Annotated in this window: 19 protein-coding genes; 14 read left to right on the plus strand and 5 right to left on the minus strand. The window is 55.3% G+C overall.

Going from position 1 to position 16,528, the window contains the following annotated elements; all coding sequences use genetic code 11:
* Positions 1 to 434 precede the first annotated feature (434 nt).
* The 5 genes from OHL20_RS22460 (at position 435) to OHL20_RS22480 (ending at position 3,910) form a co-directional block, all read left to right on the plus strand.
* Complete coding sequence (locus tag OHL20_RS22460; RefSeq protein WP_263385546.1) at positions 435 to 1,358, plus strand: ArdC family protein; 924 nt, start codon at positions 435 to 437, stop codon at positions 1,356 to 1,358.
* A complete protein-coding gene (locus OHL20_RS22465) occupies positions 1,358 to 1,765 on the plus strand; it encodes a DUF6908 domain-containing protein (protein WP_263385547.1) in 408 nt (135 codons plus the stop codon). The genes OHL20_RS22460 and OHL20_RS22465 overlap by 1 nt, the downstream gene beginning before the upstream one ends.
* A gap of 140 nt (positions 1,766 to 1,905) precedes the next feature.
* Positions 1,906 to 2,172, plus strand: coding sequence for a hypothetical protein (locus OHL20_RS22470; RefSeq protein ID WP_263385548.1), 267 nt, complete (start codon positions 1,906 to 1,908; stop codon positions 2,170 to 2,172).
* Positions 2,173 to 2,306: 134 nt separating this feature from the next.
* Complete coding sequence (locus tag OHL20_RS22475) at positions 2,307 to 3,131, plus strand: RepB family DNA primase (RefSeq protein WP_396272775.1); 825 nt, start codon at positions 2,307 to 2,309, stop codon at positions 3,129 to 3,131.
* A gap of 179 nt (positions 3,132 to 3,310) precedes the next feature.
* Entirely contained in the window at positions 3,311 to 3,910 is a 600-nt protein-coding gene (locus OHL20_RS22480; protein WP_263385549.1) for a single-stranded DNA-binding protein, read from the plus strand.
* 138 nt (positions 3,911 to 4,048) lie between these two features.
* On the opposite strand, the gene OHL20_RS25035 is transcribed toward OHL20_RS22480, so the two are convergent.
* The gene (locus OHL20_RS25035; protein ID WP_317891001.1) at positions 4,049 to 4,321 is read right to left on the minus strand and encodes a hypothetical protein; all 273 of its coding nucleotides are present in this window, start codon (positions 4,319 to 4,321) and stop codon (positions 4,049 to 4,051) included.
* Here OHL20_RS25035 and OHL20_RS25040 point away from each other — a divergent pair.
* From OHL20_RS25040 to OHL20_RS22515, 7 genes are all read left to right on the plus strand, one after another.
* Positions 4,308 to 4,787 (plus strand): ATP-binding protein, encoded by a 480-nt coding sequence (locus tag OHL20_RS25040; protein ID WP_317891002.1) that lies wholly within the window; start codon positions 4,308 to 4,310, stop codon positions 4,785 to 4,787. The two genes, OHL20_RS25035 and OHL20_RS25040, sit on opposite strands and share 14 nt — an antisense overlap.
* Before the next feature lie 324 nt (positions 4,788 to 5,111).
* On the plus strand, positions 5,112 to 5,651 hold the full coding sequence (locus OHL20_RS22490) for an SLATT domain-containing protein (RefSeq protein WP_263385550.1): 540 nt from the start codon (positions 5,112 to 5,114) through the stop codon (positions 5,649 to 5,651).
* A gap of 191 nt (positions 5,652 to 5,842) precedes the next feature.
* Positions 5,843 to 7,006 (plus strand): GGDEF domain-containing protein, encoded by a 1,164-nt coding sequence (locus OHL20_RS22495; protein WP_263385551.1) that lies wholly within the window; start codon positions 5,843 to 5,845, stop codon positions 7,004 to 7,006.
* A 235-nt stretch (positions 7,007 to 7,241) separates the two neighbouring features.
* Entirely contained in the window at positions 7,242 to 9,068 is a 1,827-nt protein-coding gene (locus tag OHL20_RS22500) for a sensor domain-containing protein (RefSeq protein WP_396272778.1), read from the plus strand.
* A gap of 671 nt (positions 9,069 to 9,739) precedes the next feature.
* Positions 9,740 to 9,937, plus strand: a complete 198-nt coding sequence (locus OHL20_RS22505) for a hypothetical protein (RefSeq protein WP_263385552.1) — start codon at positions 9,740 to 9,742, stop codon at positions 9,935 to 9,937.
* A 43-nt stretch (positions 9,938 to 9,980) separates the two neighbouring features.
* Positions 9,981 to 10,769, plus strand: a complete 789-nt coding sequence (locus tag OHL20_RS22510) for a hypothetical protein (RefSeq protein ID WP_263385553.1) — start codon at positions 9,981 to 9,983, stop codon at positions 10,767 to 10,769.
* Positions 10,766 to 11,290 (plus strand): hypothetical protein, encoded by a 525-nt coding sequence (locus OHL20_RS22515; RefSeq protein WP_263385554.1) that lies wholly within the window; start codon positions 10,766 to 10,768, stop codon positions 11,288 to 11,290. Before OHL20_RS22510 ends, OHL20_RS22515 begins: the two co-directional genes overlap by 4 nt.
* 267 nt (positions 11,291 to 11,557) lie before the next feature.
* On the opposite strand, the gene OHL20_RS22520 is transcribed toward OHL20_RS22515, so the two are convergent.
* The 4 genes from OHL20_RS22520 to OHL20_RS22535 form a co-directional block, all read right to left on the minus strand.
* Positions 11,558 to 12,151 carry a hypothetical protein gene (locus tag OHL20_RS22520; RefSeq protein ID WP_263385555.1) on the minus strand — a complete coding sequence of 198 codons (594 nt, stop codon included), beginning with the start codon at positions 12,149 to 12,151 and terminating at the stop codon, positions 11,558 to 11,560.
* A 52-nt stretch (positions 12,152 to 12,203) separates the two neighbouring features.
* Entirely contained in the window at positions 12,204 to 12,506 is a 303-nt protein-coding gene (locus OHL20_RS22525; RefSeq protein ID WP_263385556.1) for a hypothetical protein, read from the minus strand.
* Between the two features lie 573 nt (positions 12,507 to 13,079).
* On the minus strand, positions 13,080 to 14,156 hold the full coding sequence (locus OHL20_RS22530) for a PDDEXK nuclease domain-containing protein (RefSeq protein WP_263385557.1): 1,077 nt from the start codon (positions 14,154 to 14,156) through the stop codon (positions 13,080 to 13,082).
* A gap of 67 nt (positions 14,157 to 14,223) precedes the next feature.
* Positions 14,224 to 15,189, minus strand: a complete 966-nt coding sequence (locus OHL20_RS22535) for a tyrosine-type recombinase/integrase (RefSeq protein WP_263385558.1) — start codon at positions 15,187 to 15,189, stop codon at positions 14,224 to 14,226.
* Here OHL20_RS22535 and OHL20_RS22540 point away from each other — a divergent pair.
* Together OHL20_RS22540 and OHL20_RS22545 are read left to right on the plus strand one after the other, a co-directional pair.
* Positions 15,188 to 15,496 carry a hypothetical protein gene (locus OHL20_RS22540; RefSeq protein ID WP_263385559.1) on the plus strand — a complete coding sequence of 103 codons (309 nt, stop codon included), beginning with the start codon at positions 15,188 to 15,190 and terminating at the stop codon, positions 15,494 to 15,496. The genes OHL20_RS22535 and OHL20_RS22540 overlap by 2 nt on opposite strands.
* 35 nt (positions 15,497 to 15,531) lie before the next feature.
* Positions 15,532 to 15,825 (plus strand): hypothetical protein, encoded by a 294-nt coding sequence (locus OHL20_RS22545; RefSeq protein WP_263385560.1) that lies wholly within the window; start codon positions 15,532 to 15,534, stop codon positions 15,823 to 15,825.
* The last annotated feature ends 703 nt before the right edge of the window (positions 15,826 to 16,528 follow it).

A 16,528-nucleotide genomic window follows, 5' to 3' on the forward strand; every position in this document is an offset into this window, starting at 1 on the left:
CAATCCACAGAGTTCTAACAAGTAGCTTGAGGTCCTTCCTTTTACCTTCTGAGAGTTCGCAAATACAGTTTGTGGGGGAGGCCCTCCCCCTGCCTCCAGCCGGCACGAGCGGCCGTCTTCCGGCACCCCCACCAGCGGGCCGTTCCCGCCCGCAACGCCCTCCCTTAAAACCAACCGCAACGACGAAGAGCAATTCCTGCGCTTGCGCGCAAAACGAGGTCACCAGACCTGCTGAGGGACTCCGTCCCTGGCGCGCGCAAGCTGATGGAAAACGCTCCGTGCAGCTCCAGGTATTCGCTTCCTCCGGCCTTCGGCTGGCCTTGCAGGCCACGTTTCCCACAACTTGCACTTGCCGCCCCTGCTGGCGTGGGCCAGGGCCAAGGCGTGTTTGTGAGCAAACACAGCACAGCCATTCCAAGCGGAGGAACACCCCAATGAGCAGCATCGCCATCACGAACGAAACCAGCAACCAGAACAACGTCACTTCCCTTCCCTCGACCCCCAAGCCACAGACCTCGAAAGAAGTCATCGCGGCAAACGTTCAACTTCTCATCGAGCAGTTGGAAGCAGGACACAGCGAAGGCCTCACCGCTTACCTCACGGCGATGGGCAGATTCCATAACTACTCGTTCGGCAACATCCTCGAGATCGCACGGCAGAACCCAGACGCAACCCGCGTCGCAGGGCTTTACGCATGGAACCAGCTTGGACGCAAAGTCAGCAAAGGGCAGAAGGGCATCCGCATTCTTGCACCGATGATCGGCAGCAAACGCAAGAAAGACAAGGACATTACGAAGCAGAACACCCCTGTACTCGTCGGCTTCCGCGCAGTCTATGTCTTCGATGTATCGCAGACCGAAGGCGCAGAGCTTCCGCAGTTCACCGAGCGCACCACCGGAGACGTAGGCGCGTACCGCGAACGCCTGATCGACTTCACCATTGCCCAGGGCATCGAGCTTGAGTTCAAGGATTCTATCGCTCCCGCATTGGGCATGAGCTACGGCGGCAGGATTGCGATCCTTCCCGGACAGGCACCCGCCGAAGAGTTCAGCACCCTTGTGCACGAACTCGCGCACGAGATGTTGCATAAGGCGGAACGCCGCACTGCAACCACCAAAACCGTACGCGAGACAGAAGCCGAGGCCATCGCCTTCGTTGTCTCGCAGACCATCGGCCTCGACGCAGGACGGGCATCCGCCGACTACATCCACCTGTACCACGGCAACGCCGCACTCCTGACTGAAAGCCTTGAAGTCATCCAGCGCACGTCAGCCCTCATCCTCTCTGCGATCGAGCCGCCCGCAGTGAAGGCAGAGGAAGACTCGAACGTTGCAGCAGCAGTCGAGGAGGTGGCCTAATGCAGATCATTCTTCGCATTCTCGAAAAGGCTGGGGGCTGGACCCCCAGCCTCTACCTCAAGATCGAGCACGACCCGTTCATGGCGCTCGTGATCGAAGCCACCGACGAGTCAGGCCCGACCGGATTGCCCTGTATCTCGGTCGCGCACTATGGCGAGCAGAATGGTGACCTGATGCGGGACCCCGAGATGTGCTTCGAGGTTCATGAGAAGACCCTCGACGCATTCTATTTTCGTAACGATTACCTCGGAATCGAGCAGTGGAGCCGCAGCATCGAACGCGGCCTCCTCTACCACCACATCAGCCTGCACCACCAGCACCAGCAGTTTGCGAAGCATTGGGACGAGAACCTGCGCAACCAAGGATTCCTTGAAGCCTTCGAGCGGCAGTTGACCCAACGCGCCTAGACCCTTTCCGCCCTACGGAGCGGACAGAAGATCGTTCGCTCCCAACCTTCAGCCCCAAGCCACCCTCAAGGAGAGCAAACCATGCAGAGCGGGAGTCAGCCCATCGGCTCTCGCTTCCTTTTCCTATGAGGAGGAAGACGATGTTCCAGTTCAGCTACAAACTCAAAGTCGCCGAGCGGGTCAAGGCCAAATGCGAACGGCATCCCCGCTATAACCCCGAACGTGATGGCAGGAACGGCATCAAGGGCGGATGCTCGACCTGCTACTCCCTCTATGACCTGCATCAGGCACGGCTCATGCTCGACTCTGCCCATCGCGAGTTCCTGCGGAAGGCTATCCCATGGACCCGCAGGGATCAGGCTCAGCGAAAGCCCCTGCCACTCGACCCGGAGGACATGCCGATGTAACGCAGACACGAGAAGTGAGGAGTCTGGTGACAGGCTCCTTGCTCTCCCATCCGCCCACCTGAGGCGGGCGGCAGGGTCCGTTCCCTGCCCCTGCACCCCTCCATCTCTCAACGACATCTCATAGGATCACGACGATGGACAGGACCGAAGCAACCGTTCGCAACATGCTCTCCGCAATCGAAGCACCGCTCTACGATGTAGGCGTCTTGAGTGACCGGGGCATGCTCCCCGGTCTCGATGGCATCTCGGCTACCACCGTGCTCGAGAAGCTCTCGCTCCTCAAATACCGCAACTTCCGCGGCTCTCATATCTATATCCGCCCTTCCGGGGAGCATCGCTACACCGTTCTCGACGATCTCTCCGCGATCTCGCTCGTGAAACTGAGCGCTGACGGCTTCACGCCGTGCGCCGTCGTCGAGACCAGTGCCGGCAACTTCCAGGCATGGCTCAAACACCGGGCAGTCTTTCCGAAGCTGATCGGCACCTTCGCCGCGCAGACGTTAGCATCCCGCTATGACGCCGATCCGAGCGCGGCAGACTGGCGACGCTTCGGCAGACTGCCCGGCTTTACCAACTGCAAACCTAAATACAAGAGACCTGACGGGCTTTTCCTTTCGTGCAGTTGCGGAGTCACTCCGGCGAGCAGTACCCGATGGCGGAAGCATTTGTGCAGGAAATCACGAAGCTCCACGAAGCTCGCGAGCAGGAACGGGAGGCAAGACGCCTGCAGGCTTCTCTTTCTCCCCAAAGGGGACCGAGGTTATCGAATCTGTCGCTGGAACGCTTCCGCACCTCCAGCAAGTACAACGACCGCCCCGCCGCCGCAGATATCGCCTTCTGTGTTGCCGCTTATGCCAATGGCATGGAAGAGATCCGGATCGAACGTGCTCTTGAGGACGACTACCTCTCCCGCCACCCCAGCCCTTCGAAGCGAACTGCCTACATCGGGAGAACCATGACGAAGGCAAGAGACTGGGCAAGCCGCTAAGCCATTCGTTTTTGCACCGCCCTTGTATCTTCCAGCGTGCGATCGTTGAGGCGACTCTTCCCTGCCCTGAGCAGGCTTCTGCGAACTATCGTCCATGAGGACTAAACCGTTGAACAGGCCGGCTCCTTCCGGTTTGACCTGTCTGTCTGCGTGCAGCGTGCCGCGCTCAAGACACCCACGCCCTTCGGACGCACGCTCTCCTTCCCGGAACCCGCTGTCGCCCCTCTGCGAGGTGTGGACTCCTCCCCCGAGGCAAACTCGGGTCCCCTTCCACAAATTCCCTTCAGTCGCCGAGGGAGTGGGTCGCGCGGCACACCCTTCGGGCAAGCGTGTACCGCAGACAGCGGCACAAACCAGAAGAAAACGGAGCCAAACACCGTGTTCAACAAAGTCATCCTCATCGGCCGCCTCGGACAGAACGCAGAAGCCAAAACCGCTCAGAACAACAAAGAGTACGTCGTCCTCAGCGTCGCAACCCAGGAGAGCTGGAAGAACGACAAGGGCGAAGACGAAACCCGCACCGAATGGCATCGCGTCTATGCCTGGAGCCATCTCTCGAAGTTCGCCAGGACCCTCCAGAAGGGGCAGCTCATCACCCTTGAAGGCAAGCTCAAGTATCGCGAGGTCGAGGAAGACGTCGAGGGAGTCACGTTCAATCGCCGGATCGCCGAGATCCATGCCATCAGCATGAAGCGGCTCTCGAAGATCGAGGACACTGACGATCCTTCGGACGGGGAGGACGACGAGTAGCCGTCGGCTTGGGTGGAGTCAGTCGGCTCCGCCCTTTTTCTTGACCCCTGAGGTCCTCTCCCTTGCAAGGGGGAGGACAAAGCCGCTATGTAGTGGGATACTGGCGATATGGCAGACCCATGTACGATCTGCGGTGACTCAGGCATGCAGGCCTTCGAAAACCCGGACGGCGTCCGATTCATGCGGGATTGCAGCTGTCGTCTTCAACGACGTGTAGACCGTCTCGTCGCGGGAGCCAGGATCCCACGCCGATATGAGCATTGCACGCTTGAAAATTATGAGAGCGGCTTCCACGGAGCGACGAAAACCATCGCCGCCGCTCTCCGTCGCGCGACCGACTTCGTCGAGAGATATCCGGTCGACACCGGCGGCCTCGGGCTGCTTCTGACAGGTTCGATTGGGCGTCGGCAAGACACATCTCGCAACGGGCATTCTGCGAAAGCTTGTCACGGAACGCGGAGCGACAGGGCTCTTCTGCGACTATCGCGAACTCTTGAAGCAGGTTCAAAACAGTTACAACAAGCAGGTCCAGGCCACCGAGCTTGCGATCCTTGAGCCGATCTTTCAGGCCGAAGTGCTGGTCCTGGACGAACTGGGAGCAGCAAAACCAAGCGAATGGGTCTGGGACACCGTAGGCCTGATTCTTAACACTCGCTATAACGACCGCCGAACGACCATCATCACGACAAACTACGCAAACGTAGGACCATTGGGCAGCAGCCTGGAGGTTACGCCGATTCGTGGCGCTCTCCGGGAGGAGACACTTGGCGATCGCATTGGCGAACGGATGAGAAGTCGCCTGCAGGAGATGTGCGTCCAGGTCGAGATACAAGGCAAAGACTTTCGTCAAAGCGTCGCAATGGCATGGTTCACTTAGTTTCACAAGCTTGGCGCAAGTTCCCTTAGGTATGCGTACCGATGCACTGATCGCGATCTGCTTGGTCGACATCAGCGCTAAAGGCTCGCTAACACCTCAATCTGCTCCCGACTTAAAGTAGGCGGAACGCCTTTTGCAAGAGTACATCCCTAGCACATAAACCACCTTGATTTCTTCCCCGGCCGGCAGCGTATCTGCTAAACAGCTAGCGATACCGGCACATCCTTTGATCGACCGTTGTCGTATTCTTAGAGAAGCATGTCGGTCTCCAGAATGCTCCAAAAGTGCACGCCGAGGTTTAGCAACCTGAAATTAGAGGACTGAGTGTCAGAAAAGCCTGTTCTGAGAACCGTTGAATTGCTCGAAAGTTGGCAACGAAAGTCGCGAATCAGCCAACGAGCGCACTACTTCGTGGCAAGACGCTTAGTTCGACGAAATTGCCTCATCGGTGTTCCAGCAGTGATTCTCTCGGGAGCTCTTGGCTCTGGCCTGCTGGTCACGACGCAGACCTCTTTGAGTGTTCACTGGCGCATCGGGGCTGGGATTGCTGGAGTTGCCGCGGCGGTACTAACCGCGATCCAAATGTCGGCGAATCTCTTTGGGGCCGCCGAGCGGCATAGAAGCACGGGTGCCCACTTCGACTCGCTTTCGAGAGAGATCGAACAATCTCTGGCAGTCTGTCCGCTCTCCGAAGAAATTCCCTTACAAACTGTTGAGTTGATCCGCAAAGAGCTTGATTCTTTGTCTGAGAGGGCGCCCGCGCTTGCACCTGAACTTCTCGAGGAACGCCGATCTTCGTCTGTGTCTGAGGTGAATCGTACCAGACGCTATGAGGATTCTCCGTTCAACACGACCTCATCCTGATCCATTCGCCCTTGTTCGTAACAGCCTATTTGAATCCGCAATGTACGGCGCGCCGTAGTTTAGATAACGCGTTTCGAGTGCCGACTCGCATCTTAACGTGAAGAAGTAACGACGAAAGTTGCTTGATGCTTAGTTATTGACCATTCCAAGGTAAGCCGGGTATTCATCTCGGGCCAATCCAAGATCAGCCGATGGAGAGCACACTGATTCTTACCCTAACGGCTGCGCTGTTCTTCAGCGGGAGTGCGGTGATGATAACCGCGCGCCTGCACAATAGGGGACTGATGGGGCTGGGATGGCTTGGTCTCTCGCTCGCATCTGGCGGGGTGGGAGTGGTCCTCCTGCTCAATTCGAATCGCCTGCCCTTGTTGGCTTCTGTGCTTTCGTGGGACATGTCTATTCTGATCGCCTTGGTCCTGCTGCATGTCGGCGTCCTTGAGCTTGCTGCAAGCCGGTCGCTGTTTCCGACATTCGGCACCGCACTTCTTGCTTTCCAGGTAGGAAGCGATCTTTATTGTGTCTATGGTAACGCCGGCAACCGGTTTCGAATCACAGTCTTCGGCCTCCTTATTGCTGGACAGTTAATTGACACGGCCATTCATCTTTTGAAGATCTCAAAGCACGGCGGGCAGCTTCCTTCGCAATTTACCGCCGTAATCCTTTGGGGTGCCGTCGCAACCAACTTAGTTCGAAGCTGCATGGCCATCTATGGTCTCTCATGGGGCCGAGAGGTCACTCATCGAGTCTGGGATTTGACTACCATCGCATACACAGTCGCCGTACTAGGGGTAGCATTTGGTTTTTTCTGGACTTCGATAACAATCAGAACCTCCGGGCTTGAACACATGGCAGGGACTGATCCTCTAACGCGCTTGTTCAATCGGCGGCTGTTTCTTACATGGTGTGAGAAGGAGTGGCTGAGAAGCCAGAAGACAGGTGCATTCTTTTCAATCCTGATGATTGACTTAGACCACTTTAAGCGCATCAACGATACCTTCGGCCACCACATAGGAGATCTCGCTTTATGTGCTGCCGTCGAGAAGATCCAGGATGCAATGCGCGGTATCGATGTGATAGGACGGTGGGGAGGGGAGGAGTTCGCGGCACTCTTGCCCGGGGCCAACCATCAAGCCGCCTGTTTGGTCGCGGACCGTGTTCGCAGAAACATCCAAAGGGTCTCTTTATCGCCCGTCTCCAAGGTCGGAACGGGAGGCGAGAAACGGCTAAGCCTGACAGCATGTGTCGGCATAGCAACCCACTTGAATGCAGAGGATACAGTGCAGGCAATGATGCGGCGCGCCGACCAGGCCCTCTATACCGCAAAGACAAATGGCCGCAATCGGGTGGATGGGTAAGAACGTTTACCTTCAAAGAAGTTGATATCAGACCCGTAAATCAGACTCGTATACAGCGAGAGCCGGTACTACTAAGGAGAGCACGAGCCTTCAGTTTCATCTACACGCGGGGCACATTGGAAGTTAACTCTCTCCTACGCTAATCTTTTGGAGGAACCTCGGCTCGATTGTTTTGAGCGCAATCTAGAACGGATCAGCACACGTACCCTCTTAAAGTTAAATCTCGGCGGTGTCCATGGCTCCAGTAGCGATCATTCAAGATCTCGGCGAGTCACAACGTTTGCTTGAGTCGGTGGTACATAATGCAAACGATGCCATTCTGATCACAGAGGCTGAGCCTTTGGACGCTCCTGGTCCTCGCATTGTGTATGCAAACCCAGCGTTCACGCGGATGACCGGCTACTCCCTCCAGGATGTTCTCGGTAAATCACCACGCCTCTTACAGGGAGTACTAAGTGGTTCGGAAGCACCGGCGCGAATACGCGCGGCGCTTGGGGCATGGAAATCGATTGAGATTGAGCTCGTCAACTACCGGAAGGACGGAAAGCCTTTTTGGGTTCAATTGAGCATTTTTCCCGTTCCGAATGGTAGAGGGTGGTATACGCATTGGGTTTCGGTGCAGCGAGAGATCACGAAACGGAAGGAGTCAGAAGAGACAGCGACTGAATTGCGCGTGACAGCACTTCAGAACGAAGCGTTGAATGCAGAGATCGCGGAGCGGAAGCTCATTCAAGCAGAGTTGACTCGCGTTGCTTTCCATGACAGCCTCACAGCCCTGCCCAATCGTACCTATTTCATGCACTCTCTCAGAGCTCTCATAACTCGAGTGCGCGATGAAGACCAGCACCATGCGTGTGTCCTCTACATTGACTTGGACCAATTCAAGGGGATCAACGACACCCTCGGGCACCATGTGGGAGATCTACTCCTGAACGAAACTGCGCAAAGGCTGCGGCGTTGCACCAAGGATGCAAACATACTCGCACGATTGGGCGGAGACGAGTTCGCCGTACTCCTCGAGAACATAGAAGACTCCAATCAGATTCTTCTGACTGCAAATCATATGCTGGATGCCATTAGGGGGCCAGTAGTGCTGATGGGAACCAAGCTCAGAGTGACCGCGAGCATTGGGATCTGCTTTGTCGATCAACCATCACTTGCAGCGGAAGACGTACTGCGCGACGCAGACCTGGCCATGTACGCAGCGAAGAGGAAGGGCGGAGCGCTATGCGTCGTCTATAACGAAGGAATGCACGCAGCGGCGCTCGCCGAACTTCAAATCAAGCTTCAGCTTGCACAGGCATTGGATCAAGAGGAATTCGAGGTTTACTATCAACCGTTCGTGGATACAAGAACGGGAATGATCCACGGCATGGAGGCTCTGATCCGGTGGAATCATCCGACACGCGGCCTGTTGACTCCCCATGCGTTCATTCCAATTGCGGAAGATACCGGTCTCATCGTAGAGCTTGGGCTGTGGATTTTGAGACAAGCCTGCAAGGACTTTTTAATAATCCGTCAGGTCTCAAAACAAGAGCTCTGCCTTAGCGTCAATGTTTCCAGTCGGCAGTTGGAGGAACCGCGCTTCCTTCCTTGTCTTGAAACGCTCCTGAGTGAGACCGGAATGGATGCCGAGCTTCTTATGTTGGAGATTACGGAAAGCGTCCTCCTCAAAGAGGCTGGAAGCGTCGGAGAGGTTCTCCAAAGTATTCGACGTCTTGGAGTGAAGATCGCCTTTGACGACTTTGGGGTCGGCTATTCGTCGTTGAACTACTTGAGAAAGTTTCCCATCGATACGCTCAAAATAGATCAATCGTTCGTTAGGGTGATGGGTCATGACCCTGTTACGGCGAGCATTATCGAGACGATTATCAAGTTAGCTCAAACACTCGGAATCGCTGTGTCAGCAGAAGGTATAGAGACTGAAGCAGAAGCTGAAGCTCTTCAAAGCTATGGCTGCAGTCGCGTTCAGGGCTATCTATACAGCGGGCCTGTACCGCTATATGGCCTTATCGAGATGCTTTCGAGCCCGAATCCTGCCGCTCTATGGCGTAAGTTTTGATCATCGGAAAGACTTCGCTTAGATCTTTTCAGAACATGAGACCAAGGCAGAGGGAAACAATGGAAAGACACCATACAGGTCGTTAGAAGTTGGCTAGCTTGGTTATAATCCTAGTGAGCAACCAGGCATTCCTCCGCACATTATGCAGTGAGACTTCACTTCTTGTCTTTGATGGAAAGCTTATCAGCCTATACTCTTGCATGACCCGCCAGGCTATGACCTACCAGCAGTTATGGGAAAGGTCTCGCCTGACCGCAGGCGACGATGAAGCATCCGTCTTTCGCTATCCTCCTCAGTAAGATTCCCCCACACCCAAATCACAGAGAAGGACCATGCGCCCTCGCGAGCGTTGCTCTCTGCGCTAAACAGGTATTACCTAGAGCGAAGAGTTCGACCCGATCACCCTTCCAGCTCAGGTCACATCTAGCTCATGCCGTCTCTATAATCCTGAACAGTTCGCTCTGCGGGTCAGCGCGAAACACATAGTAGCGCTGGTCTGTGAGGGCAGCCGAGGCGTGTTTGCGCCGAGACCGAGCAACCAGACAAACAGTGCGGGCGGCAATTGCAACCGCAGATCACAGGAGATTAGAAAGCAAAGATTGCTCGTAAGTTCAAGGTTGAAAGTGTGGACTACCCTGAAGTGAGCGCCTTCGCGCTCCAAGGAGAACCATATGAAGAAGCAGTGTGTTTTGATTCTGGCCGCAATCGTTGCTCTTTCCGCCTTCCCCATCACGATGTCGGCTCAGCTGGCCAACCCGCAGGTAATGGGAGGTTCCAACCCTCGTCCTCAGGTGATGGGAGGTTCTAATCCACGGCCCCAAGTGGCAGAGACCTTTTACTCGGCCGTCCTCGCATATTTAGGGTTTTAGGAAACACTAGAGAGTCGTTAGAATCACTGTGCTGAGGTGCATCTTGAATCTGACTGTCATGGCAACGGTCCTGTGGGCTACGGGCTTCGTTCTGAACGCAGTCCTCTTAATCGTGCTGCTCTCCAAGCGGCGATACAGGACCGTTCCATGGTTTACCTTATGGATTGCGTCACAGAGCCTCTACACAATTGCTCTATTCGGAGCTTTTAGGCTTTCATCAAAGCACGTTTACGGGATCGTGTACTGGTCTTGTGACTTCCTCGACGTCGTACTACAGCTTGCAGTCATCCTGGAGGTAGCAGCCATCGTTCTTCGGCGGAGGGAGCGTTGGGTCTCAGGTGCCGGATCTCGGCTCATTCTTACGGGAACGATTGCCTTATTCATAGCTCTAGGAATGGCGTGGTCCATGCATCCAGCAGCAGGCAGCGAGCTGGATGCACTATTTGCGCGCGCAAGCGTCTTTACCACAGTCCTAGTTTTTCTTATGTTTCTGGGGGTTGTTATCGCCTCCCGCCAACTAGGGTTGGGATGGCGAAGTTATGCCATGAGAGAAAGTTATGGATTTATTGTGTGGGTGACAATTGGCTTTGTGACCGACGGGCTTCATGCATACTGGTGCACTTTAGGGCACTTCAACTTGCTTGAGAACGTGCACATAGCAGTTTTTCAGCTCGCTGCTGTCTACTGGACAGTCGTATTCTGGCTGCCGGAGCCAGCTGAATCTCCGGTCATCCCCGAAAGTACTGATTCACTCGAAGCGTTAGGAAGGCGTTTAGAATACAGACAACGGTCAAGTGCCGTTCCTGCGATCGATAGGACTTCGCCAAAATGACCTTCTTTGTTCTGTACCTTCTTGTATTCCTCGGCGGCGTTGGATATTTCATTGACACTGGATACAAGCGACGCAGACTTCTCACACAAAGCTGGGGAGAAGTGCTTGGTAAGTTAGATCCTATTGATCTCGAAGGCATTCGGCTGATTGCTGAAAACTTTCAAAGTTTAGACCGCGACCAAGTTCGGTTCGACGCTAAGGAAATGTGGGAGGTCGTCGGTGGCTTACCTGGTCTAAAAAGGCTGAAAAGGAACGCTTGGGCGATGCTGAATCTGGCGGTTTACGCTGAAAAGTGGAATCGCGAGCAGGCGCATTTGGTTTCGGAGATGATTCGCCAGGATGCGACTCGACTCAACCGCGCAATTGTTCGGATCCAGCTAGGCTTCTTCCTTCAGTTTGGATTTATGAAGTCCACCTTCTACCTTCAGCAAGCGGTGTCGTCCTACGCTCTTGTTCGGAGTCAGTTCGTTGGTCTCTATTACACAGCTCATCTTGGCCCTATACCCGGCCTGGAGTCGTAGCCAGACCGGTGAGTCTCTGGTTCCTCGCGAAAAGCGGACGAGAAACAGTTTGACCTGTCCCAGGAATCTAGTATCCCTGCCGGACACGCCCTTCCCGCACGCGTATCGAGCCGACCCGTGTCCTCGTCCTTTGCTGAGCCGATCGCTACTCGTCGAAAGATCATCTATAGGACCGGTCTCGGGCCGCCGTTGACCGATCGATCAAACTTGCCTTATCCCAGAATCGCATCAGATAGCTGGCTTTCACAAAGAATTGCCGTCCATCGTTCAAGTAGCCAGGACCGCGTGGCAGGATAGGCTCGTCGTGTCACAGCCCGGGCTGGCACCTCGAATGGGCGTGCAGATCGTGTGGTCCAGATTCTGTAGGTCGTTATTCCAGCCCACATAGATCGCTGTGCCAGGGTGCGAAAGCCAAGTGAAGAGAGCCTGCGTCTGCACCTGCTTTGTTCGAGCCAGTGTCGTCTCCGCCGCGTTCGCCAGGTTGGAGTCATACTCAACAATGACGCGCGCCGACATGGAGCGTGTGAACTGGTAGTTGATCTTCGTGCGAAGCACCTGATTCTCGTAGACGAAAGCTCCCGTGTGCGCATTGTGATCGCGATCCAGCAGGTGTGTCTCGTCCGCGGTAAGCTGGCGAAAGGGTTGCAATGTAAACAGCGCCTGCACAAAGCCTTGATGCAGCAGAGCCGGGCCCTGTCCCGGGAGCGGGTTATAGTTTACGTTGCCTGCGTGCTCCGCAACCACGTTGAAGTTGAACTTCGCCGATGGCTGTCCGCGGGCAACAAAGCCCGCGTAGTTCTCCGTAAAGTTCACACTCTGCGCAAGGGCGTACCCGTTCTGCGGACCTACCGTGAAGAGCAAGCTTCTCCAGCTTGCCGTCACGATTGAGCAGAAAGAAAGAGACATCGTGCGACTAGTTCGGCGCTTCGATGTGCGTGGGGCATAACGTATTCGACATGGCGATCAGTGGAAGCACATTAACGGTTTCGAGCGCGCTATACAACACTGGCGAGCCTGTCGAAAGCGGGACTTTCTCCAACTTGACATTTGCAAATACAGCCTTCTCAACAGCCTTTTCGTCATGAGCGGAGACTCTGATACCAACATAGAAGGGTTCTTTAAGGACCAGCTTCGTAGATGCCCTTGGCATGCTCAGCTTGCCATCTTTTCCAGAGACGAAGGTATAGAAGAAATCACCACGCTTCTCAAGCTTCACGGTATGCGGCACCGATACATTAATCTCTACATCGGGGTCGTTGCCACCCGTCACATCGCGATAATTGAATCTCGGAGATGAGGGCGATGCTCTCTCCTCATGATGGCAAGCAATATAGTGGAAGGCACATTGCCGGCACGGCCGCTACGCTGACCCTTGAATTCTTTCTCCTTGCACTCTTTGCCTGTTTCTATCCGGTTGTTCCGCAGGCAGTTGGCGGCGGCAGGCTGGAGCAGCGCGACGTATGGGTTCAAAGACAGCCTGGAACGTGCTGCGTTCCTGCAACGTCGATCTTCCTGCTGAGCATCTGCCGGATGAGGATGCTTTCCTGCTCAGAGGTCTTTGGGTTCTTCACGAAAGCAGGGACAATTTCATCATTTGAAGAGCCGCGTGCCCTACGAACGCTCTTCCAAAGATTTTAATCAAGACCTATCAATGGCCTCAGTAGCATCTCTCAACGAACCATCCTCGCGACATCTACGTATGCATTTCCAGCATTGAAGGAAGAAAGCTTTTCCAATGCCTTCAGCAGGAACACCCGGGAACACCCTAAGCTACAGAAATTGCCTCACTTCAGTTGGTATCGTCGATCGGCTCTTCAGGTGCGTTCTGAAGATAGAACTCGTGAAGCTTCGCCTGAAGCAGTTCCTTGTCGGGAAGTTGAGTTTTGTACTCGGCGATGAGAGTCGGAGACAGACTTCGGCTTAGCGCGAACTCAACCACCTCGTTATTCTTGCTGGCGCAAAGCAAGACGCCGATGCTGGGCTGTTCGTGAGGTTTTCTGACGTTTCGATCGAGAGCTTCAAGGTAGAAGTCGAGTTTACCAAGATACTCTGGTTCGAAACGGCCAACCTTGAGTTCCACGGCAATCAGACAGTTGAGTCCTCGGTGGAAGAACAGCAGATCCAAGGCGAAGTCTCTGTCCCCGACCTGGAGCGGGTATTCTGAGCCTACGAAGCAGAAGTCACGGCCAAGCTCAATGAGGAAATCCTTCAGTTTGTGGAGCAAGCCTTGGTGCAGATCAGCTTCAGGATGCTCTGGAGGAAGGCCTAAAAATTCAACGGCATAGGCATCTTTGAAGATGCTTAGCGCTTCCGGGTATCTTTGTGTCACCAGTGGTGACACTTTTGGAGGACTGAGGACCACTCTCTCGAATAGAGCGTTCTTGAACTGTCGCTCGAGTTCCCTCTTGCTCCACCTCTCTCGAATTGCAATTTTTATGTAGAACTCTCTCTCTTCAGGTCGTTTGCTTTGCCCAAGAATGACTAGGTGATGGGACCACGGCAATTGTGTCACCAGTGGAGACACAATTGGATCGCTTACATATGCCTCATAGAATTGCCTCATTCTGAAGAGATTGCGTCGCGTAAAACCCCTGAGGTTCGGCTCTTTGCGAGCGATGTACGCAGCGAGCTCATCCACCACCCCGTCGCCCCAGTCCGCCTCTTCAATCTTCCGTCTGATCATCGCCCCAATCTCCCAATAAAGCGAAATGAGGGTCGAGTTGACGGCCTGCAATGCTCGATCCCGCGAGGTCGATATCAGGGTCAAAATCTCGCTGAATTCCGTATTGCGGCGCTGCGCAATGGCCTCCTTTACATGGGAGAGCTTCGCGGCATCCTTCGTAGGCGTCAGGTCATTCTTCGGCATGCTGTGAACCATGATAGTCGGTACAACATGGACGGCTTCTACCCGACTAAGGAGCTAAGCTCATATATCAAAGACCCAAATTGTCGTTCACCGCCACGACGATCTCCTGCTCCGCTCCAAGGTACCGTTCGGTCGTCTGGATAGACGAGTGCCCGAGCAGGAACTTGATCTGCTCGAGGTCGCCGCCGCCCTTGCGGCAGAGCTTGGCACAGGTTCTGCGGAGATCGTGGGCCCCGAAGCGTTCGATCCCGATCTGCTTGGCGGATTGCTCGACGACCGACCAGATGGCCCAGTCGCTCAGGGTCTCGCCGCGGATCTTGCTCCCCTTGCCGATCCGGACGAGGAGCCGGCCTTGCTCGATGCCGGCCGCTTCCCGCCAGGCGTCGATTCCCTTCTTGACCCAGATCGGGATCGCGACCGTGCGGATCCGCCGGCCCTTTCCTTCGAGATCGGCCAGGACCCAGCGGCCCTCCCGCTGCTGAATCGTCGCGACCTCCAGTTCAGCTAGTTCGGTCCGGCGCAGGGCGCAGCCGACCAGCAGGGCCAGGATGACGTAGTCGCACTTACCCTTAAGGGTCGACCGGTCCGGCACGGCCAGCAACTCCTTGGCCTGCTCGCGGGTCAGCCAATTTCCCATCCGGGTTCCCGCCTGCTTGATGTTCGGGATCGAGGTCAGCTGCGCCGCCTCCTCGACCCCGAGCATGCCGTTCTTCTGCGCTTCCGTCACCATGCGCCGCATGGCCGCGAGCCGCACGTTGATGGTCGACGGCGCGAGCGCCTCGAGGCTCGCGCGGTACTCCATGAGGAGCGTGCGGGTGAGAGGTTGGCTGGCAGCGAACCGGAACAGCTGGTCAAGGGCGGTCGCGTAGTTTCGCCTGGAGTGGGCGGACGGGACCGTGTCCAGAACCATGCGGCGGAGGAGCGCCTGAGCTGGGGTCAGCGCAAAAGCACTTCCCTGCCTTGCTAAATCGGGGCCGTTTGAGGCTGGATGACCGGATTCGAGCAGAAATGGCATGAAAACCAGTTTACCCATGACAAGTGACATTCTCGTGGGTAATAACTCACAGATGCTCCACAGGTTAATGCGCGATCACGCACTCATTCCCTTCCGCCCGGAAAGCCTCTACACTAGCGTGATTGCTGATCTTTCGAAAGGTTCAACCGTGGCCCGTCCGGTCTCTTGGCTTCCGCGCCTGCACACCATCACGAAGACCGTCCAGAACTCCGTCCGGTCCCACTATGACCGGGGAGACCTCGAACGGCTCTTCGAACTGCAGCCCCGGGCAGCCCAGAAGATGCTCGAGATGCTGCCCATCGTCCGGTCGGGACCTCGCGCCTGATCGACCGGGAAGTGCTGCTTAACTTCCTGGAGCGCGTGCGCGATGCAGACGATGTGCCCGCACTCTATGCACAGATCCTGTCTGAGAAGGTCCGGGTCTCGCAACGGAAACCACGCTCGCTCGTCCGCAGCGATCTTCCGCCGGTCAGTCTCGATTCCCTGCCCTCGTCGATCCTGCTGAGCCGGGGGAGGATGGAGGTGAACTTTACCACTGTAACCGAGCTCGCGGAGGCAATGTTTGCTCTCGCTCGTATCTTGGAGTCGGAGGGAGACGAATTCTGCCGGGCTTTCGAGCCTCATTACCGGACGCTATCGGTCGACGGCGACTAAGTTCTACGCTCATTAATCGTTTGATGAGCAGGAACACAGTTCTTCGCATTCTCTCAGGTGCCTAGCCACTAGTCAGTCCAACGCACAGTACGGCCACGCCGATACGCTTTGAAGCATTTAGTCATATGACAAGATGTATGGCTCCCCGTACATACAAGCAAGAACAGCTTCCAATAAAGGGCGCTGCTAGTTTACGGCGAGCCTGTTTCCGGCCGATCATCAGGAGACTCTGGCCTTTAAGGCATAGATAGCTGTATGGCTGCAATAATCTATTTTCTCCACAAAGGTATGGAGGATGCTGACGTCGCGTTGCTACTAGTCTCGAGCAAAGCTTACGTCCGAACGAGCAGAACGGAGCCCAAAAATGAATAATGAAGGCGAAAGCGGTCTGTCTTGTTAGGGAGTCTTACTGGCCAGCACCTTATCATACATCTGGCCATATAGCGAGAGAGGATGCATAAACATATGTACAGCTATATGGCCGTGCATACATACAGCCATATAGCTAACTATATATCTATTTGTATCAATCATGCTGGCTTGTGCCTATTCATGTCAGGGAATCAATTCAGGCTACGACAGACGTAGGAGAGCACCACTGAGGCCTCGCACTTCGCATCATCTTTGGCGTACATACATCGCGCCATACATCTGTCAGTATGGCGACTCGTACGTTCTGCTGTACACCTAGCTATATGGCTGC

Source organism: Granulicella arctica (genome assembly GCF_025685605.1).
Lineage (GTDB): Bacteria > Acidobacteriota > Terriglobia > Terriglobales > Acidobacteriaceae > Edaphobacter > Edaphobacter arcticus.